The organism is Streptococcus toyakuensis, assembly GCF_024346585.1.
GTDB classification, from domain to species: Bacteria; Bacillota; Bacilli; order Lactobacillales; family Streptococcaceae; genus Streptococcus; species Streptococcus toyakuensis.
Genome location: NZ_AP024523.1, coordinates 1,070,582 through 1,089,253, shown reverse-complemented (window position 1 = coordinate 1,089,253; position 18,672 = coordinate 1,070,582). Strand labels below are relative to the sequence as shown.

Sequence of the window (18,672 nt, the reverse complement as noted above, 5' to 3'; positions counted from 1 at the left end):
GGTATAATAGATGGTAACCGTAACGTTGCCGTCTTTTTTGTCGGCCAATAGAAAGAGAAGAGAATGTTAAAGAAAAATGATATTGTAGAAGTTGAAATTGTTGACTTGACCCATGAAGGGGCAGGAGTTGCCAAGGTAGATGGTTTGGTCTTTTTTGTAGAGAATGCTTTACCGAGTGAAAAAATCCTCATGCGAGTTCTCAAGGTCAATAAAAAGATTGGCTTTGGGAAGGTTGAAGAATACCTTGTCCAGTCGCCACACCGTAATCAAGATCTAGATTTGGATTACCTGCGTTCAGGAATCGCGGATTTGGGTCATCTTGCCTATCCAGAACAGCTCAAATTTAAAACCAAGCAAGTCAAGGACAGCCTCTACAAGATTGCTGGAATTACAAATGTAGAAGTTGCTGAAACTTTAGGTATGGAAAATCCAGTCAAGTACCGCAACAAGGCACAGGTGCCTGTTCGTCGTGTTAATGGTGTCTTAGAAACTGGATTTTTCCGTAAGAATTCCCACGATCTCATGCCTTTGGAAGATTTCTTTATCCAAGATCCTGTGATTGATGAGGTAGTAGTAGGTCTACGTGACTTGCTCCGCCGTTATGATTTGAAACCTTATGATGAAAAGGAACAAGCTGGTTTGATTCGTAATCTTGTAGTGCGTCGCGGACACTATTCAGGTCAAGTTATGGTTATTTTGGTAACAACTCGTCCCAAAATTTTTCGTGTCGACCAATTGATTGAACAAATCATCAAGCAGTTCCCAGAGATTGTGTCTGTCATGCAAAATATCAACGACCAGAATACCAATGCGATTTTTGGTAAGGAATGGCGCACACTTTATGGACAAGACTTTATTACTGACCAGATGTTGGGAAATGTCTACCAAATCGCTGGACCCGCTTTTTACCAAGTCAATACTGAAATGGCTGAAAAACTTTATCAAACAGCCATTGACTTTGCTGAATTAAAAGAAGATGATGTGGTTATTGATGCCTATTCTGGTATCGGGACGATTGGTCTTTCTGTTGCGAAACATGTCAAAGAGGTTTATGGTGTTGAAGTAATTCCAGAAGCAGTTGATAATAGCAAGAAGAATGCTCGGCTGAACAATATTTCAAATGCCAACTATGTCTGTGACACAGCTGAAAATGCAATGAAAAATTGGCTGAATGATGGAATTCAACCAAGTCTTATCCTAGTGGACCCACCAAGAAAAGGACTCACAGAAAGCTTTATCAAAGCAAGCGCCCAAACAGGAGCTGACCGCATAGCCTATATTTCATGCAATGTCGCAACCATGGCGCGTGATATCAAACTCTACCAAGAGTTGGGATATGAGTTGAAGAAAGTCCAGCCGGTTGACTTATTTCCGCAAACGCATCATGTCGAGGCGGTAAGTTTGCTAGTCAAGGAGTAAAACGACGAAGATTAGCATTTACTTCCGCCCATGCGATAGCTGTCCGTGATTGACAAGTGCTAGCACGCAGACAGAACGGAGATAGCGAACCGCTGAGTGTGTCGCTCTGCTCGTAAAAGCTTAGAAACCTTTGAACGAAAGGGATAATGAAAGCCTTGATTGCAAGGCTTTTTGCTTTATGGTGGGTAAGTATCAGAGTGAGAAAATTTTTGGAATGAGTAGAAGTGATAGCTAGAAATTATCAGTTTCTATTTCCATTTACCCTGTGGGTACGTGTTTGTTTCCATTGACAAGGAGTTTGTGGGAATAGAAATGTACCCACCTTGTTTGAATCAAGTGAAGTGTAGTTGAAGGAAATCTGTTGAAAGCAATACTTCATTTTACCGAATAAGTAATAATTTAGGCAACTTCAAATCGATTAAAAAAAACTATTTTAAAGGTTAAGAGTAGACAAAAATTGTCCACTCTTTTTTGCAAACTCAATTTATCAATAAATGAAATGAGGGAATGTAAAATGAAATATTTTGAGGTTGAGTTAGAAAATCCTGATGAATTTTTAAAACTACAAACAGAAGATTTTGTGAAAGCTAATCGCTTGCTACTAAGGAAGATAATCCAGAGCGTTACAGTCTATGAAGAAAACTTCGTCATATCCTTTAAATCTGGCATCGAATTGGAAGTATGAGTCTCATTCCATAACTTTTATATTGAACATATCATCTTGTTGTGTTATACTATAAATTGATATAAACAAAGATGTAGGAGGAACCGAAACTATGACAGCCTCAATGCGTTTAAGATAAGCTGGCAATAAAAAAAGCAGAATCTATACTGAACTGCACCCCAAAAGTTAGACAGAAAAAATCTAACTTTTGGGGTGTTTTTATTATGAAATTAACTTATGATGATAAAGTTCAGATCTATGAACTTAGAAAACAAGGCTATAGCTTGGAGAAGCTTTCAAATAAATTTGGGATAAACAATTCTAATATTAGGTACATGATTAAATTGATTGATCGTTACGGAATAGAGTTCGTCAAAAAAGGGAAAAATCGTTACTATTCTCCTGATTTAAAACAAGAAATGATTCATAAAGTCTTACATGAAGGCTGGACTAAAGATAGAGTTTCTCTCGAATATGCTCTCCCAAATCGTGGTATGCTTCCAAATTGGATGGCACAATACAAGAAAAACGGGTATACTATTGTTGAGAAAACAAAAGGGAGACCATCTAAAATGGGACGTAAACCAAAGAAGAAACCCGAAGAGATGACAGAGTTAGAACGACTTCAAGCAGAAAACGAGTATCTGAGAGCGGAGAATGCTGTCCTAAAAAAGTTGAGAGAACTCCGCTTGAAGGAGGAAAAAGAGAAAGAAGAAAGACAGAAATTGTTCAAGAATTAATCACTGATTTTTCGTTAGATATTCTTCTAAAAACCATTAAACTCGCTCGTTCGACCTACTACTATCATTTGAAACAGCTAGACAAACCAGATAAGGATCAAAAGCTTAAAGCTGAAATTCAAGCTATTTTTACCGAACAAAAAGGAAATTACGGATATCGTCGAATCCATTTAGAATTAAGAAATCGTGGTTATGTGGTCAATCATAAAAGAGTTCAACGCTTGATGAAAGTGCTCAATTTACAAGCTAGAATCCGCAAGAAACGCAAGTATTCTTCTCATAAAGGAGATGTTGGCAAGAAAGCAGACAACCTTATTCAACGCCAATTTGAAGCAGCTAAACCAATGGAAAAGTGTTATACGGACGTGACAGAATTTGCCATTCCAGCAAGCGCTCAAAAGCTTTACTTATCACCAGTTTTAGATGGCTTTAATAGCGAAATTATCGCCTATAATCTTTCAACTTCACCCAACTTAGAACAAGTAAAAACAATGTTGGAACAAGCATTCACAGAGAAGCGCTACGAGAATACGATTCTCCATAGTGACCAAGGCTGGCAATATCAACACGATTCTTATCATCAGTTTCTAGAGGGTAAGGGAATTCAAGCATCCATGTCACGTAAAGGTAACAGCCCAGACAACGGCATGATGGAATCTTTCTTTGGCATTCTGAAATCGGAGATGTTTTATGGTTATGAGAAGTCATTTCAGTCGCTTAAGCAATTGGAACAAGCCATTGTAGACTATATTGATTACTACAACAATAAACGAATTAAGGTAAAACTAAAAGGACTTAGCCCTGTGCAATACAGAACTAAATCCTTTGGATAAATTAATTGTCTAACTTTTTGGGGTCAGTACATACCCGATGATAGGCTTTTTTGTTGTGCTTATTTATACGATATTGAGCATTCATTAGTTACGGTGAGGATATTGGTTATTTAACTATACCTTTATTTAACTATGTCTTTAATATGAATGTTTCCAAATTGTATGTATGCAGACCAAAAGCCACATTGTGGGGTTTGGCCTGCATTTTTTATTGCCTAGAATGCTATTCAAAATAGAAATTCAAGCAAAATAATATGCAGGAGATAATATAAATGGAAAAATACAACAATTGGAAACGAAAATTTTATGCAATATGGGCAGGGCAAGCAGTATCATTAATCACTAGTGCCATCCTGCAAATGGCGATTATTTTTTACCTTACAGAAAAAACAGGATCTGCGATGGTCTTGTCTATGGCTTCATTAGTAGGTTTTTTACCCTATGCGATTTTGGGACCTGCCATTGGTGTGCTAGTGGATCGTCATGATAGGAAGAAGATAATGATTGGTGCCGATTTAATTATCGTAGCAGCTGGTGCAGTGCTTGCTATTGTTGCATTCTGTATGGAGCTACCTGTCTGGATGATTATGATAGTATTGTTTATCCGTAGCATTGGAACAGCTTTTCATACCCCAGCACTCAATGCGGTTACACCACTTTTAGTACCAGAAGAACAGCTAACGAAATGCGCAGGCTATAGTCAGTCTTTGCAGTCTATAAGCTATATTGTTAGTCCGGCAGTTGCAGCACTCTTATACTCCGTTTGGGATTTAAATGCTATTATTGCCATTGACGTATTGGGTGCTGTGATTGCATCTATTACGGTAGCAATTGTACGTATACCTAAGCTGGGTAATCAAGTGCAAAGTTTAGAACCAAATTTCATAAGGGAGATGAAAGAAGGAGTTGTGGTTCTGAGACAAAACAAAGGATTGTTTGCCTTATTACTCTTAGGAACACTATATACTTTTGTTTATATGCCAATCAATGCACTATTTCCTTTAATAAGCATGGAACACTTTAATGGAACGCCTGTGCATATTTCTATTACGGAAATTTCCTTTGCATTTGGGATGCTAGCAGGAGGCTTATTATTAGGAAGATTAGGGGGCTTCGAAAAGCATGTATTACTAATAACAAGTTCATTTTTTATAATGGGGACCAGTTTAGCCGTTTCGGGAATACTTCCTCCAAATGGATTTGTAATATTCGTAGTTTGCTGTGCAATAATGGGGCTTTCGGTGCCATTTTATAGCGGTGTGCAAACAGCTCTTTTTCAGGAGAAAATTAAGCCTGAATATTTAGGACGTGTATTTTCTTTGATCGGAAGTATCATGTCACTTGCTATGCCAATTGGGTTAATTCTTTCTGGATTCTTTGCTGATAAAATCGGTGTAAATCATTGGTTTTTACTATCAGGTATTTTAATTATTGGCATTGCTATAGTTTGCCAAATGATAACTGAGGTTAGAAAATTAGATTTAAAATAAACAATATTGGAGGAATATTTATGTATCTTATTTTCATGTAACTCTTCCTGCTAAAATCGCAGGGTTTTCCCTGCATACAAGCAAATGAAAGCATGCGATTATAGACAGGAGGAAATGTTATGGAATTAATATTAAAAGCAAAAGACATTCGTGTGGAATTCAAAGGACGCGATGTTTTAGATATAAATGAATTAGAAGTATATGATTATGACCGTATTGGTTTAGTAGGAGCAAATGGTGCTGGAAAAAGCACTTTACTCAGGGTACTTTTAGGAGAATTAACTCCCCCAGGATGTAAAATGAATCGTCTGGGTGAACTTGCCTATATTCCCCAGTTGGACGAAGTAACTCTGCAGGAGGAAAAAGATTTTGCACTTGTAGGCAAGCTAGGTGTTGAGCAATTAAATATACAGACTATGAGCGGTGGTGAAGAAACAAGGCTTAAAATAGCACAGGCCTTATCGGCACAGGTTCATGGTATTTTAGCGGATGAACCTACGAGCCATTTAGACCGTGAAGGAATTGATTTTCTAATAGGACAGCTAAAATATTTTACAGGTGCACTGTTAGTTATTAGCCATGACCGCTATTTTCTTGATGAAATAGTAGATAAAATATGGGAACTGAAAGATGGCAAAATCACTGAGTATTGGGGAAACTATTCTGATTATCTTCGTCAGAAAGAGGAAGAACGTAAGAGCCAAGCTGCAGAATACGAACAATTTATTGCGGAACGTGCCCGATTGGAAAGGGCTGCGGAGGAAAAGCGAAAACAGGCTCGTAAAATAGAACAGAAGGCAAAAGGTTCTTCAAAGAAAAAAAGTACTGAAGACGGAGGGCGTTTAGCTCATCAAAAATCAATAGGAAGTAAGGAAAAAAAGATGTATAATGCTGCTAAAACCCTAGAGCACAGGATTGCGGCCTTAGGAAAAGTAGAAGCTCCGGAAGGCATTCGCAGAATTCGTTTCAGGCAAAGTAAAGCATTGGAGCTCCATAATCCATACCCTATAGTCGGTGCAGAAATTAATAAAGTATTTGGGGATAAGGCTCTGTTTGAAAATGCATCTTTTCAAATTCCGTTAGGAGCAAAAGTGGCGTTAACTGGTGGTAATGGAATCGGAAAAACAACTTTAATCCAAATGATCTTAAACCATGAAGAAGGAATTTCTATTTCGCCTAAGGCAAAAATAGGTTACTTTGCACAGAATGGTTACAAGTACAACAGTAATCAGAATGTTATGGAGTTTATGCAGAAGGATTGTGACTACAATATATCAGAAATTCGTTCAGTGCTAGCATCTATGGGGTTCAAACAGAACGATATTGGAAAAAGTTTATCTGTTTTAAGCGGTGGAGAAATTATAAAATTGTTGCTTGCTAAAATGCTCATGGGTAGATATAACATCCTAATAATGGATGAACCCAGTAACTTCCTTGACATACCAAGTTTAGAGGCTTTGGAAATACTAATGAAGGAGTACACCGGAACTATCGTGTTTATCACCCACGATAAACGATTACTCGAAAATGTAGCAGATGTAGTTTATGAAATTAGAGATAAGAAAATAAATCTGAAACATTAAATTTAAGGTAGTCGCTGGTCAGTATAGTCTGTTCTGGTTGGCGACTCCATTGTTAAAGAGTATAAAGACTTTAGATTTTATGAATATTAAAAATAGGAACAGTCAATTGAACTGCTCCTATTTTTCTGCTAAATATATTGTAGTTTTCTTATATGTATAATGATAGATTAGCGGATTCTCATCTACGGTACTTACTTCAAATATGAAGAAGTGATCGCGGTTATCTCTGGACTTTTCCTTATTGAGGACAAAGTAATTCTTACGTGAAGTCGCCATTGTTTTTAGGATATCATCAGTTAGGAAGGTCAATGGAATATTCATGTTAGAGTAGCGGTAGAAGTCACGTTCAAAATCTTGGTAGCTCTCGCTATAATAGTCCATTTGTAGGTGATTACGCTGAAACTCAAGCTGATTCATAGAGCACCTCCTCGACAAGTTCAATACTAATAATGTCTTTTAATTTCAAATTGATGTGACCTGTTGTAGTTTTTATCAAAATGAAATCTTTGGTCAGACTTGGTATTGTTCCAGTGTAGGAAACACGCTTGTTTTTTTCAATCACTTGAATGCGTGTGCGTAGCTGCCCGGCGTATACTTGACTGAGGAGTAATAATTTCTTCTCTAGTGATAAGTCAGACATGTACGTTACTTTGTTTGTATCATCAGAGAGTGCTGATGCATGTTCAGATAGGAAAAAGCCCATCCATTTTTGCATCTTTGTATCCTGGTACTCTCTTGCTGATTGAAATGGTAAATATGAACGGTCAATCATATCAAATCCTTTCTATGCAGAGGCAAGGGTATTTTTATCAAATTGAATCGTAAAACCTTGAATTCCCCCACCTGTGTAACATTCTTTAAAGCGATTGATTACCTCAGTATAGATTATCACAGATGAGCTTGTTGTCTTAATGCTAAATGTAAATTCCAATGGTAATCGGTTTTCAGATTTAGCATGTACTAGTCGTATCGATATTTCAGTTGTTTTGAGTTTTCTCTGACGAAGTTTTGAAGTTGCTGTTTCAACGATTCCATGTAAAAATCTTTCAAGCATTTCAATATCATTACATCCTTTGCTACGGATTTCTGAAAATTGTACTGTATTTTTTTCTTGTTTCATTTTAATCCCTCCAATCCACCCGCGGAATGACCACCGATAAGTTTACTGCGTTCAATATTTCTGGAACCTTCAGTTAGGACGGTTCCTTTTTGTATGGCTAAAAAACCAAACTGTTCTCTGACAACATCAATAGCTGTCTGAAGTCTATTATCTTTTTCAATTTGTTCTACATCATCAAAGAGTGATAGTAGAGTATAGCTTTCATCTACGAAGCCACTATAAGATACACCAATTTGTCTCACTGCACCAGAGGTGTATTTTTTCGGAATAATACAAGTACATGACTCACCATTGTTTTGGGGAGATTTGCGGGTTCAATTTTATTCTGAGCATTTATAGATTTTTTCATCTCAGTCCTAGAATAGCCAATATGAATAGAAACGACAGTAGTCAATACTAGGGCTACTGTTCCGTTCCACAGTATCATTTAAAAATCATTTTCACACCCTTTCGTCTATTAGTATAGAAGAAAGCTCTCAGCACATGTCGAGTGTGTAAGCTTGTTAGTGAAACGTAGCTAATCCTCAAAAGGTTCACCCAAACCTTTTGAGTCCCACAAACGCATCACGTTGAGGCGGTATCACTGCTTGTACGAGCTGAAGCATCAGCGAAGTAGAAGCAGATGCTCCGCCCATGGGATAGGACTCGGAGAATGAGGAGGGAATATGATGAGATGATACAGAAAGCCTGAACTGATCAGGTGACGTGCTTATTTACATTAGCCTAATGATGAAAATAGAAAGATTATCGATGGTTATATTGGAATTGTACCAAAATGATTATTCTAAAGATATAGTCGCGTTTGATTCAATAAAAGAGGGGAAAACTTTTGTAGCTCAAATCCCTGGATATACTTTAGAAACAGAAGATGGATTTGAAGTAGAGTTTTTTAATCCTACAAATCTACCAGACTATCTGGAAATTATCTATAACGGAAACATTGTACCTTTGTCTAAATTTATGTTTGATCCTGAGGAAAATGTTGACATTATTTGGAAAGAAATATCGAATCTATCCGAACCAAACGAAAAAGTAATTGAAGGCTATTCCAAAATCGATGCCTATGTTGTTAACAACGATGAAGTTAAAACCTAAGTGGAAGCAAGAGAAGCGAACTATCGGCAGGCAAAAGACTTTCTAGAATGCAGTGGATATGAAGTAGACAGAAGCTTTTTCAGAAGTGAAGACGGTGAAGCGATTCTCTACAGAAAAAAAGGTGCAGAAGATTGGCATTTCTTGTGTTACTTAGACCCAATATTTTTAGAGATTGAAGATGTAGAGGGATATGTTAAAGAAGAGGTTGGAGAAATTCAATAGTCAACCAAAGTTCCTTATCAGCATGTAGATTTGCTAGTAAAATCGTCAAATCCTTGTAACAAAGGGGGTTAAGAGAACCCTTGAGTGTAAGCCGTTTTCTTGTTTAGAGGGGACGTATTAGAGTATCCGCTCATAATTTATACTAGACCTGATAACTTATTTGAGATAGATTTTATTTCTATAAATACTGTGGAAATTTTTTAATACCAAAGATTTAAAGTTACTGTGTTAAAAAACCTCCCCACTTTTAAACTAATGTATTATAAAAATCAGTTGACATAAGTGTTACACCTGTGATAGAATTGACTTGAGGTGAAGAAAATGGCAACAGATAAAAATAGAATAATGATTAGCTTGGATGATAAAAATTTAGAGAAACTTGAAAATTTAGTAGAAGATGCTAGAGATAGAAGAGGAATGCGACTAACAAAGTCCCAAGTTATTGAATTACTCCTAAATACCGTTGATTATTTCGATGATATTATGGGAGCTATTTACTCAAAAAAATAAGAGCGAAAATGCTATTATTTTTTTTACAAATAGGTGCAACACTAGTGATATAGGAGTGATAAAATGGTTGTTTATATTAGACAAAGTAAATTACCAAATGAGGTTTCAATTAATAAATACAATGCTCAAGTAGGTGCCTACTTACAAGGAGAAGAAGTTGTTTTATATCAATCTTTTTCTGAAATAAAACAGTTAACAAGCGATGATGCAGTTATAGATTATATAACGGAGACCAGAGCATTACTAAAAATGATGGGGTTAAACGTTCCGGTTTACGACTATCCTATTGAGCTTAAAGAGTTTTATGGTCGAAAGATTTATGCAGGTGTTTTAGGAGAGATTGTAAATATACCTGATAATTGGGGAAAATTTATTAAACCTAAAGCTGGATCAAAAGTCTTTACAGGAAGAGTTGTTAATGGAACCCGTGATTTGATAGGTATTGGTCTACCTTTCGACTATCCTATATGGATTAGTGAGGTTGTAGAATTCATAGCAGAATGGCGTTGTTTTGTGTTAGATGGTAGCGTATTAGATGTTCGCCCCTATACAGGTGATTATCATGCACAATTTGATCCTAGTGTAATTGATGAAGCCATATCATGTTGGAAAGATGCTCCAATAGCTTATGGACTAGATATCGGTGTCACTCGTGATGGCAGAACACTTGTAGTTGAAGTGAATGATGGTTATGCATTGGGAAATTATGGACTATCTCCTTTAAACTCAATCAATTTTCATAAAGCTAGATGGAAAGAAATGGTAAAACCTTATTTTGAAAAAAATGATGTCTTTACTATGCCTGAAAATGAAAATATAAGTTTCTAAAAGGAACAGAAATAAATCTGTGTAACTGCAACGAGTAAGTTGCAGTTTTTTGTTTGGAATAATGATATAATAGGTTAAGAAAATAATGAAAACGCTATATATTTGAAAATTGTTTAGAAAGTAGAAAGTATGAAAACAATCGACATGATTATTAAATCATCAACTTGAATTATAAAAAAAGGAGTACTAACATGCCGAAATATACCGACGAAGATATTAGAAAATTAAATAAAATCACATTAAAAATTGCTGGTGATTATTTAGGTATAAGTTCACAGGCAGTTGCTATAGGTCTTAGAAATAATTTTCTCCCAATTGGTTTTGCTATTCATAACGAAGAAAGAGACAGACGTTTCACTGAGAGTTGGTCATATCATATTATTGCTGAAAGAATGATTTCATACAATCACGGTAAGCTATCTGAGATCCGTGTTGAAAATATTGAAACTAGTTTAGATAAAATTATAGAGGAATTTAACGGTTTAAAACAAGATTTACTTTTTATATTAAGCGAAAATGCAGAAGTGAAGAATTAGAGGTTTTTGAATTTGCGTTTTCGCTTGGTAAATATAAAAACGGTGATGTAAAATATAAGGGTAAAGGTGTTTCAAATGAAGATGATAAAGACCTTTTCTAGAGAAGAACTCTATGAAGAAATCTGGGAAATAAGTGCAAAACAAGTTTCATTGAAATATGATTTAAGCTATTCAGACTTACTCAAGAAATGCAAAGAATTTGAAATCCCAATTCCAAATGGTAGTTATTGGTATCGTAAGAATACTGGACAAGATTTAAGTGAACTTATTGTGCCATTACCACAAAATGTCGTAAATGAAGTTAATATTGATAGAAGAAGTCTAAAGAATAATAGAATAAAACCTGCTAAACATAAAGAGGTGAGTTCGGAAGATAAAAATAAAGATATTTTTAAACTTGATACAACTAGTATAAGAAGTTCATTATCATTTTTAGAGGACGATAAAATAGAGCGTATTATTGAAACAGTTTCAAATCTAAACCAGTCTCCAAATAAGAGGTTACATAAATCTGTAGCTGATCTAAGAGATAAAATTGTAGAGTGGAATAAGAGGGAAAAAGCTGCTTCTTATCCTTACTTTGATCCTAGACACAGATATAATGATTTAAAAGAACCTAAATTTGTAAAAAATATTTCACTAAATTCACTTCCTCGTTTATATCGCTTTTTAGATATACTGTTTACTGTAATTGAAAGAATCGGTGATAATGTAACTTCAAAATTGGATATTCAAATTGATAAGGATATTGTTCGTTTTGATGTTATAGAATCAACAGACAAAGTAAGTCATGAATTAACGAAAGAAGAAGCTAAAGAATTAGCGAAGTACAATGATAGCGTAAAGTTTAATGGATATGCTTATAAACCAAGAATAAGGAAGTATGACTATATACCAAATGGAAAATTTCGATTTAAGATAATAGATGGTAAATACATTAAAGATACTAATGAATTCTCGATTGAACAATCACTCCCAGAAATAATTGTTTTAATTTACCAAGAGTATTATAAAGTTAAGAACTTACGACTTGAACGAGAAGAGAGAGAAAGACTATACAAAGAGGAACAGGAGCGAAAAAGAAAATTACAAAATAGAATCGAAGAAGAGAAGAAGCAGACAATGTCTCTTCTTAATATGCTAGAAGATTTTCAAACAGCAAATGATTTAAGATTGATGGCTGATAAATTGGAGATGGCAGGGAAGCTTAGTAAAGACGAAATTGATTGGATTAGATCCAAAGCAGACTGGATCGACCCAATAGTTTCTTCAACAGACGAATTACTAGGAATTAGAAATCATGAAATTTCTAGAGAACAAAAAGAACAATATCTAAGTGAGAAAAGGTACTACTGGTGACTTTGTGTTTTTAGTTTTACAGAGTGTAGTGTTATTGGAGTAAATGATTAACTATTGTAGTAATAAATCATTTTACACATTTATTTGAAATAGGCATTTGGTACAAGACAGTATATACTTTCGTTCTATAATATATAAGTTAACTAGCACCACATGTTCGGGTGCTATCACTGCTTGTTCAAGCTGATTAAACAAGGATGTAGCTAGTGAAAGTCCTACAGTAAGGAGTTTAAACATGAAATTCCATGAATTTGGTAAGAAGAATTTGCCTCCTATTTTACTAATACATGGTGGTGGCAGTTCTTGGTGGAATTATCTTCGTCAAGCACGTATCTTGTCAGAAAAATACCGTGTTATTTTACCTACTTTGAATGGTCATGGTGAAGAATATCAACTTGATTATGTTTCTACTGAAGATTCGGCTTTGGAGATTCTAGACTATATCAAAGCAAACTGTGGTGGGAAATTGTTTGCAATCGGTGGTGTTTCACTTGGTGGTCAAATTGCCATGGAGCTTTTGTCTTTAGATAGTGAAATTGCTGAGAAGGCCATTATAGACGGAAGTCTCTGTATTCCTCAACCAAGGTTAGCTAAAATCAGCAGCTTTCTAGTGTCTCTATTCGGTAAACTGATGTTCAATAAATTCTCTTGCAAACTTCAGTTAAGCATGATGAACAAACTCTATCCTAAACTGGCTTATCCAGAGGAAATAAAAGCTTATTATTTGGAGGATCTGCCAAGGACACCTGTTAAAACATTGGTGACCATTTACAAAACCTATATGGGGTATTACAAGCTGAAAGATATGATTTCTGCTAGCAAAGCTCAAGTTCTGTATATCTATGGTGAAAAAGAATTGAACTGTGTGAAAAAATCAGCGAAATTATTTCATCAGCTACATTCAAATACAATTTGGTATGAAGCAAAGGGTTATAACCACGGTTATTTATCAGCTTACCTGCCTTATGAGTGGATTGATTTGGTGGTGCCATTTTTAAAGAGTGATTCATTAGAAATGTGTAACGAATCTGAAATGCCATAAGGAGGAAACGGATGCTAGGAGCAATTATTGTAGATATTGTAGGTTCAGTTTACGAATGGAACAATATCAAAACGAAGGACTTTCCTTTATTTAGTGAAGATTGTTTTTTCACTGATGATACGGTAAGTCCGAAGCTGATTGTGTGAGTTTGTTAGTGAAACGAAGTTAAACGTCAAAACAATGAAACTAAAACTCCATTATTTCGATATGACAATCTAAATTTGTTTTAAGGTGGTGTTTTTTTGATAAAAAGCAGACCTGAGTTTGATAAAATTGCATCCTTTGATGAGTTTAATAAATACTATTGGTATCGTAGTGAACTTTCACAGATATGCAAGTCATTAGGGCTTGAATATAGAGGTACAAAACAGGAACTCAATGATATTATTGAGCAGTACTTTAAGGGGAATTTGATTAAAAAATCATCAATAAAAAATAAAAAGAAACGAGTAGAAGTCGTTACCTTGGACACACCCTTGCTTGAATGTGGATTCTCCTTTAATGCACACTTTAGAGAATATTTCTCAACTTTAACAGATGTTTCGCCCTTTAAATTTACTGCTGATATGGCGACAGCTTGGAGAAAAGTAAAAAGAGAAAATGATTTGAGTTTTACAATCCAAGATATGCTAAAAGTTTATTATGGAGATTCAAATTATGCCAAGTATGACCATTCGGTTTGTCAATGGAACCAATTTTTAAAGGACTTCTGTGCAGACGAAAATAATCGTAACTGCTCGAATAAACTAAAAGTAGCTTCCATTCTTTGGAAAGAAGTTAGAAATTCAAGTAATGAAAAAATTTATTCAAAGAAACTTTTGACTGAATATGCTGATAGAATAGACGAGTATGAAAAGTAGAAATGTCAGTCTCAACCAATAGTTTGTAAGGAGGAATACCATGCTAGGAGCAATTGTTGGAGACATTGTAGGTTCAGTTTACGAATGGAACAACATCAAAACGAAGGATTTTCCTTTATTTCGTGAGGATTGTTTTTTCACGGATGATACGGTTATGACCTGTGCTGTCGCTGAAGCAATCATGAATGGTGGGCAAAAGGATGACTTTATTGACGCTATGAAGAAATATGGCAGAATGTATCCGGATGCTGATTATGGTGCTCGGTTTAATGCATGGCTAAATAGCGATAACCGTGAGCCTTATAGTAGCTTTGGGAATGGATCAGCTATGCGTGTTTCTCCATGTGCTTGGGACATGGACTGTGGTTTTTATGCGAGAACTGGTATGTGGCCATCATCTAGAGGACTTGCGAGTCTTTCTGCAGAGGTAACTCATAATCATCCAGAAGGTATTAAAGGTGCAATGGCTACAGCTGATGCTATCTTTCTGTGTCGTTTTTACTTTGGTGGTCATTGTAGAGAATACGAGCAACCAATCAACGACAATCCTACGGAGTGTAAAAGACGGATTAAGGATTATATAGAGAAGGAATACAGCTACAATCTATCTCAAACTTTAGATGAAATCCGTCCTAACTATCGTTTCAACGAAACATGTCAGGAAACTGTCCCTCAAGCCATTATTGCCTTTCTTGAAAGTACAGACTTCGAAGATGCGATAAGAAATGCCATCTCACTTGGTGGCGACAGTGATACACTCGCAGCAATCACTGGCAGCATAGCAGAGGCAGCTTATGGTATTCCTGACTGGATAAAGGATAAGGCCTATTCTTACTTGGATGAACCCTTAAAGGATGTAGTTAGACGATGGGACAATAGAATAAAAGCAAATTAATCTCCAGTACGTCATATTTCTCTTTTCTGTATTTTCATTGTATAATAGGATTACATTTACTTGCATACGACGAAATGTAAACATTTCTATTTAAAAATTAAGGAGTATTATCAATGAAAAAAGCAATGTTAATTATAAACCCTACCTCTGGTGGGGAAAAGGCTTTGGATTATAAGGTCAAGCTGGAGAATAAGGCCAAAGATTATTTTGAGCACGTGGAAACCAAAATTACTGAAAAAGCGCTGGATGCAACACACTTTGCTGAGGAAGCCTCTCGTGAGCAGTACGATGCAGTGGTTGTTTTCGGTGGAGACGGGACTGTCAATGAAGTTATTTCGGGTATTGCTGAGAGAGACTACATTCCTAAGTTAGGGATTATCCCAGGCGGTACAGGTAACCTCATTACGAAACTGTTGGAAATCAATCAAGACATCGATGGCGCAATTGATGAACTCGATTTTAACTTAACCAATAAGATTGATATCGGAAAAGCGAATGACAATTATTTTGGTTATATCTTTAGTATCGGTTCTCTGCCAGAAGCGATTCACAATGTTGAAATTGAAGATAAGACAAAATTTGGTATTCTTGCCTATGCTGTAAATACCATGAAGTCCGTTATGACGGATCAGGTCTTTAACATTAAGGTTGAGACAGAGAATGAAAATTATGTTGGTGAAGCTAGCCATGTTTTGGTTCTCTTGACAAATTACTTCGCTGACAAAAAAATCTTTGAAGAAAACAAAGATGGCTATGCCAACATTTTGATTCTGAAAGATGCTTCAATATTCTCTAAATTATCCGTTATTCCTGATTTACTAAAAGGAGATGTTGTCGGCAATGATAATATTGAGTACATCAGAGCGCGTAATATTAAGATCTCTTCAGATAGTGAATTGGAGTCAGATGTTGACGGCGATAAATCGGATAACCTACCTGTAGAAATCAAAGTTCTAGCTCAACGAGTAGAAGTATTTTCAAAACCGAAAGAGTAGAAGATAAAAAATAGTTTATTTTTTACAATGAAATCAAGTTCTGTATCAACGATTGGAGGAGGAATGAATTCTCTATTTGATGAATTTCGAACAATTTGTTCTCATTTAAACCAAATCGGAATCACTCCGACGCTCATGGGGTCCTTGGGTTTTGAATACCGTTCAAATGAAGAATGGAGGCCGTCTGACATTGACATTCATGTGCCTGGTGATCCTAGAGGTTGGGAAGCACCTGATCATCTCAGAATTTATGAGTGGGACAAGATAATGAAAGTGATGAAACACTTAGGATACGCCTTAATAGATATTCATGAGCATGAATTCCAAAAAGATGGTCTGAGTGTTGAGTTTGGAAGTATCGATTCTTTACCTGATTTTGCAGGAGTTTCGGAATCGGATATAGAGCTGATTCATCTCGAAAACATCACTTTTCACGTTCCAAGTTTGGAACAGTTTTTAAGTATTTACAAGGCTTCTTCCCAAGATTCCTATCGAAATGATCACAATAACAATAAGGATTTTAAAAAAATAGAGTGGCTGGAAAGACATTTGTAAATCATCATTTGAAAAGTAGCAAGTTGTAAGACTGGCTGCTTTTTTTATTTATAGAACCAAATCACTAGAATCTACGGACAAGCCTTGAAAATAAAATACGAAAGTAGTATACTAGAATCATAATTATGAAAACGTTTGCGTAAAATTTGAATTAAAACTAAGGAGACAAATTGATGGAATTAAGCGCTATTTACCATAGGACTGAGTCGGAGTATGCCTATCTTTATAAGGATAAGAAACTTCATATTCGGATTCGAACTAAGAAAGGGGATATTGAAAGCATCAACTTGCATTATGGTGACCCTTTTATCTTTATGGAGGAGTTTTATCAGGATACAAAGGAAATGTCCAAGCTGACTTCTGACGCCATCTTTGATTATTGGCAGGTTGAAGTCTCAGTTGATTTTGCACGTATCCAGTATCTCTTTGAACTCAAGGATACAGAAGGCCAAAGTATTTTGTATGGCGATAAAGGGTGTGTGGAAAATTCTCTAGAAAATCTTCATGCTATTGGAAATGGATTTAAGTTGCCTTATCTTCATGAAATTGATGCCTGCAAGATTCCTGATTGGGTTTCAGATACGGTATGGTATCAGATATTTCCTGAGAGATTTGCTAATGGAAATGCGCGATTAAACCCAGAAGGGACTTTAGACTGGGATTCATCTGTCACACCTAATAGTGATGATTTCTTCGGTGGTGATTTACAGGGGATTATTGACCATCTGGATTACTTGCAAGACTTGGGCATTACTGGACTTTATCTTTGTCCGATCTTTGAATCTACGAGCAATCATAAGTACAATACGACAGACTACTTTGAAATTGACCGTCATTTTGGAGACAAGGAGACCTTTCGGGAGCTGGTCAAGCAAGCTCATCAGCGAGGTATGAAAATCATGCTGGATGCTGTATTTAATCATATTGGTTCGCAATCGCCTCAATGGCAAGATGTTGTCAAAAATGGGGTGGGGTCTGCTTACAAAGATTGGTTTCATATTCAACAATTCCCAGTGACGACTGAAAAGCTAGCTAATAAGAGAGACTTACCCTATCATGCTTTTGGTTTCGAGGACTATATGCCTAAGCTAAATACGGCCAATCCAGAGGTCAAGGATTATCTTTTAAAGGTTGCGACTTATTGGATTGAAGAGTTTGATATTGATGCTTGGCGTTTGGATGTGGCTAATGAGATTGATCATCAGTTTTGGAAGGATTTTCGAAAAGCAGTTTTAGCTAAAAAGCCCGATCTTTATATCCTTGGAGAAGTCTGGCATACGGCTCAGCCTTGGCTAAATGGCGATGAGTTCCATGCCGTCATGAATTATCCTTTATCTGATAGTATCAAGGACTATTTCTTACGAGATGTTAAGAAGACTGACCAATTCATCTATGAAATTAGTGGTCAGTCTATGTATTACAAGCAACAGATTTCAGAGGTTATGTTTAATCTCTTGGATTCGCATGATACAGAGCGAATCTTGTGGACGGCAAATGAAGACGTTCAACTAGTTAAATCAGCCCTAGCCTTTCTCTTTTTACAAAAAGGAACACCCTGCATTTATTACGGAACCGAGTTATCCTTGACTGGCGGTCCAGACCCAGATTGTCGTCGTTGTATGCCTTGGGAACGTGTATCAAGTGACAATGATATGCTGAATTTCATGAAGAAGCTAATCAAGATTCGCAAACATGCGTCAGCAACCATTCAGCACGGCAAGTATAGACTCCAAGAAATCAAAGCTGATGTACTAACCTTGCAATGGAATTACGATAACCAAGTCATCAAAGCCATTTTTAACCAGTCCAAAGAAGATTATCTTTTAGAAAAGGAAGCAGTAGCACTAGCAAGCGATTGCCAAGAATTAGAGAATCAGCTTGTCATCTCTCAAAAAGGATTTGTGATTTTATAAAGAGTAGTTGATG

Annotated in this window: 20 protein-coding genes and 1 pseudogene; 17 read left to right on the top strand and 4 right to left on the bottom strand. The window is 36.1% G+C overall.

Annotation, left to right across the window (positions count from 1 at the left end):
- Positions 1 to 63: 63 nt before the first annotated feature.
- The 5 genes from rlmD (at position 64) to msr(D) (ending at position 6,729) form a co-directional block, all read left to right on the top strand.
- Entirely contained in the window at positions 64 to 1,419 is a 1,356-nt protein-coding gene (rlmD, locus tag STYK_RS05515; protein ID WP_261804641.1) for a 23S rRNA (uracil(1939)-C(5))-methyltransferase RlmD, read from the top strand.
- A 514-nt stretch (positions 1,420 to 1,933) separates the two neighbouring features.
- Positions 1,934 to 2,104 (top strand): hypothetical protein, encoded by a 171-nt coding sequence (locus STYK_RS05510; RefSeq protein ID WP_000873143.1) that lies wholly within the window; start codon positions 1,934 to 1,936, stop codon positions 2,102 to 2,104.
- Between the two features lie 203 nt (positions 2,105 to 2,307).
- Positions 2,308 to 3,656 (top strand): IS3 family transposase gene (locus STYK_RS05505; RefSeq protein WP_261804640.1). Its coding sequence is split into 2 segments (ribosomal slippage): positions 2,308 to 2,749 and positions 2,749 to 3,656, totalling 1,350 coding nucleotides; the frame shifts between segments, so codons are not numbered across the junction.
- A 272-nt stretch (positions 3,657 to 3,928) separates the two neighbouring features.
- On the top strand, positions 3,929 to 5,146 hold the full coding sequence (mef(A), locus tag STYK_RS05500; protein ID WP_075227417.1) for a macrolide efflux MFS transporter Mef(A): 1,218 nt from the start codon (positions 3,929 to 3,931) through the stop codon (positions 5,144 to 5,146).
- Between the two features lie 119 nt (positions 5,147 to 5,265).
- Positions 5,266 to 6,729, top strand: a complete 1,464-nt coding sequence (msr(D), locus tag STYK_RS05495) for an ABC-F type ribosomal protection protein Msr(D) (protein WP_000420313.1) — start codon at positions 5,266 to 5,268, stop codon at positions 6,727 to 6,729.
- 117 nt (positions 6,730 to 6,846) lie between these two features.
- On the opposite strand, the gene STYK_RS05490 is transcribed toward msr(D), so the two are convergent.
- Genes STYK_RS05490 through STYK_RS05475 form a run of 4 tightly spaced genes read right to left on the bottom strand, consistent with a single transcriptional unit; the run spans position 6,847 to position 8,091 of the window.
- The gene (locus STYK_RS05490) at positions 6,847 to 7,146 is read right to left on the bottom strand and encodes a DUF5960 family protein (RefSeq protein WP_001072467.1); all 300 of its coding nucleotides are present in this window, start codon (positions 7,144 to 7,146) and stop codon (positions 6,847 to 6,849) included.
- A complete protein-coding gene (locus STYK_RS05485) occupies positions 7,133 to 7,501 on the bottom strand; it encodes a hypothetical protein (RefSeq protein ID WP_000567222.1) in 369 nt (122 codons plus the stop codon). The genes STYK_RS05490 and STYK_RS05485 overlap by 14 nt, the downstream gene beginning before the upstream one ends.
- 12 nt (positions 7,502 to 7,513) lie before the next feature.
- Positions 7,514 to 7,849 carry a DinB/UmuC family translesion DNA polymerase gene (locus STYK_RS05480; RefSeq protein ID WP_261804639.1) on the bottom strand — a complete coding sequence of 112 codons (336 nt, stop codon included), beginning with the start codon at positions 7,847 to 7,849 and terminating at the stop codon, positions 7,514 to 7,516.
- Positions 7,846 to 8,091: a hypothetical protein gene (locus tag STYK_RS05475; RefSeq protein ID WP_001813542.1), complete on the bottom strand. Its 246-nt coding sequence runs from the start codon at positions 8,089 to 8,091 to the stop codon at positions 7,846 to 7,848. Before STYK_RS05475 ends, STYK_RS05480 begins: the two co-directional genes overlap by 4 nt.
- A gap of 508 nt (positions 8,092 to 8,599) precedes the next feature.
- Here STYK_RS05475 and STYK_RS05470 point away from each other — a divergent pair.
- The 12 genes and pseudogenes from STYK_RS05470 (at position 8,600) to STYK_RS05415 (ending at position 18,659) form a co-directional block, all read left to right on the top strand.
- A pseudogene (locus STYK_RS05470) lies at positions 8,600 to 9,166 on the top strand (hypothetical protein).
- Positions 9,167 to 9,487: 321 nt separating this feature from the next.
- The gene (locus tag STYK_RS05465) at positions 9,488 to 9,676 is read left to right on the top strand and encodes a hypothetical protein (RefSeq protein ID WP_000179769.1); all 189 of its coding nucleotides are present in this window, start codon (positions 9,488 to 9,490) and stop codon (positions 9,674 to 9,676) included.
- Positions 9,677 to 9,739: 63 nt separating this feature from the next.
- A complete protein-coding gene (locus STYK_RS05460; protein ID WP_049487161.1) occupies positions 9,740 to 10,504 on the top strand; it encodes an ATP-grasp domain-containing protein in 765 nt (254 codons plus the stop codon).
- A 191-nt stretch (positions 10,505 to 10,695) separates the two neighbouring features.
- The gene (locus STYK_RS05455; RefSeq protein ID WP_049487162.1) at positions 10,696 to 11,040 is read left to right on the top strand and encodes a hypothetical protein; all 345 of its coding nucleotides are present in this window, start codon (positions 10,696 to 10,698) and stop codon (positions 11,038 to 11,040) included.
- A 75-nt stretch (positions 11,041 to 11,115) separates the two neighbouring features.
- The gene (locus tag STYK_RS05450) at positions 11,116 to 12,399 is read left to right on the top strand and encodes a hypothetical protein (RefSeq protein WP_049487163.1); all 1,284 of its coding nucleotides are present in this window, start codon (positions 11,116 to 11,118) and stop codon (positions 12,397 to 12,399) included.
- 235 nt (positions 12,400 to 12,634) lie between these two features.
- Positions 12,635 to 13,441 (top strand): alpha/beta hydrolase, encoded by an 807-nt coding sequence (locus STYK_RS05445; protein WP_049487164.1) that lies wholly within the window; start codon positions 12,635 to 12,637, stop codon positions 13,439 to 13,441.
- An 11-nt stretch (positions 13,442 to 13,452) separates the two neighbouring features.
- The gene (locus STYK_RS05440) at positions 13,453 to 13,587 is read left to right on the top strand and encodes an ADP-ribosylglycohydrolase (RefSeq protein WP_080976061.1); all 135 of its coding nucleotides are present in this window, start codon (positions 13,453 to 13,455) and stop codon (positions 13,585 to 13,587) included.
- A 96-nt stretch (positions 13,588 to 13,683) separates the two neighbouring features.
- Positions 13,684 to 14,301 carry an SAP domain-containing protein gene (locus tag STYK_RS05435; RefSeq protein WP_049487165.1) on the top strand — a complete coding sequence of 206 codons (618 nt, stop codon included), beginning with the start codon at positions 13,684 to 13,686 and terminating at the stop codon, positions 14,299 to 14,301.
- A gap of 40 nt (positions 14,302 to 14,341) precedes the next feature.
- The gene (locus tag STYK_RS05430; RefSeq protein ID WP_049487166.1) at positions 14,342 to 15,196 is read left to right on the top strand and encodes an ADP-ribosylglycohydrolase family protein; all 855 of its coding nucleotides are present in this window, start codon (positions 14,342 to 14,344) and stop codon (positions 15,194 to 15,196) included.
- Positions 15,197 to 15,309: 113 nt separating this feature from the next.
- Positions 15,310 to 16,191 carry a diacylglycerol/lipid kinase family protein gene (locus STYK_RS05425; protein WP_261804638.1) on the top strand — a complete coding sequence of 294 codons (882 nt, stop codon included), beginning with the start codon at positions 15,310 to 15,312 and terminating at the stop codon, positions 16,189 to 16,191.
- A gap of 63 nt (positions 16,192 to 16,254) precedes the next feature.
- The gene (locus tag STYK_RS05420) at positions 16,255 to 16,746 is read left to right on the top strand and encodes a phosphoribosylanthranilate isomerase (RefSeq protein WP_049487251.1); all 492 of its coding nucleotides are present in this window, start codon (positions 16,255 to 16,257) and stop codon (positions 16,744 to 16,746) included.
- Positions 16,747 to 16,919: 173 nt separating this feature from the next.
- Entirely contained in the window at positions 16,920 to 18,659 is a 1,740-nt protein-coding gene (locus STYK_RS05415) for a glycoside hydrolase family 13 protein (RefSeq protein ID WP_084924419.1), read from the top strand.
- Positions 18,660 to 18,672 lie beyond the last annotated feature (13 nt).

Bases quoted from the DNA above. Each gene is read 5' to 3' on its own strand.
- STYK_RS05460 (WP_049487161.1), top strand. From the start codon at position 9,740: ATGGTTGTTTATATTAGACAAAGTAAATTACCAAATGAGGTTTCAATT.
- STYK_RS05490 (WP_001072467.1), bottom strand. From the start codon at position 7,146: ATGAATCAGCTTGAGTTTCAGCGTAATCACCTACAAATGGACTATTAT.
- STYK_RS05510 (WP_000873143.1), top strand. From the start codon at position 1,934: ATGAAATATTTTGAGGTTGAGTTAGAAAATCCTGATGAATTTTTAAAA.
- rlmD (WP_261804641.1), top strand. From the start codon at position 64: ATGTTAAAGAAAAATGATATTGTAGAAGTTGAAATTGTTGACTTGACC.
- STYK_RS05455 (WP_049487162.1), top strand. From the start codon at position 10,696: ATGCCGAAATATACCGACGAAGATATTAGAAAATTAAATAAAATCACA.
- STYK_RS05485 (WP_000567222.1), bottom strand. From the start codon at position 7,501: ATGATTGACCGTTCATATTTACCATTTCAATCAGCAAGAGAGTACCAG.
- STYK_RS05450 (WP_049487163.1), top strand. From the start codon at position 11,116: ATGAAGATGATAAAGACCTTTTCTAGAGAAGAACTCTATGAAGAAATC.
- STYK_RS05465 (WP_000179769.1), top strand. From the start codon at position 9,488: ATGGCAACAGATAAAAATAGAATAATGATTAGCTTGGATGATAAAAAT.
- STYK_RS05480 (WP_261804639.1), bottom strand. From the start codon at position 7,849: ATGAAACAAGAAAAAAATACAGTACAATTTTCAGAAATCCGTAGCAAA.
- STYK_RS05415 (WP_084924419.1), top strand. From the start codon at position 16,920: ATGGAATTAAGCGCTATTTACCATAGGACTGAGTCGGAGTATGCCTAT.
- STYK_RS05440 (WP_080976061.1), top strand. From the start codon at position 13,453: ATGCTAGGAGCAATTATTGTAGATATTGTAGGTTCAGTTTACGAATGG.
- STYK_RS05425 (WP_261804638.1), top strand. From the start codon at position 15,310: ATGAAAAAAGCAATGTTAATTATAAACCCTACCTCTGGTGGGGAAAAG.
- STYK_RS05420 (WP_049487251.1), top strand. From the start codon at position 16,255: ATGAATTCTCTATTTGATGAATTTCGAACAATTTGTTCTCATTTAAAC.
- STYK_RS05445 (WP_049487164.1), top strand. From the start codon at position 12,635: ATGAAATTCCATGAATTTGGTAAGAAGAATTTGCCTCCTATTTTACTA.
- STYK_RS05430 (WP_049487166.1), top strand. From the start codon at position 14,342: ATGCTAGGAGCAATTGTTGGAGACATTGTAGGTTCAGTTTACGAATGG.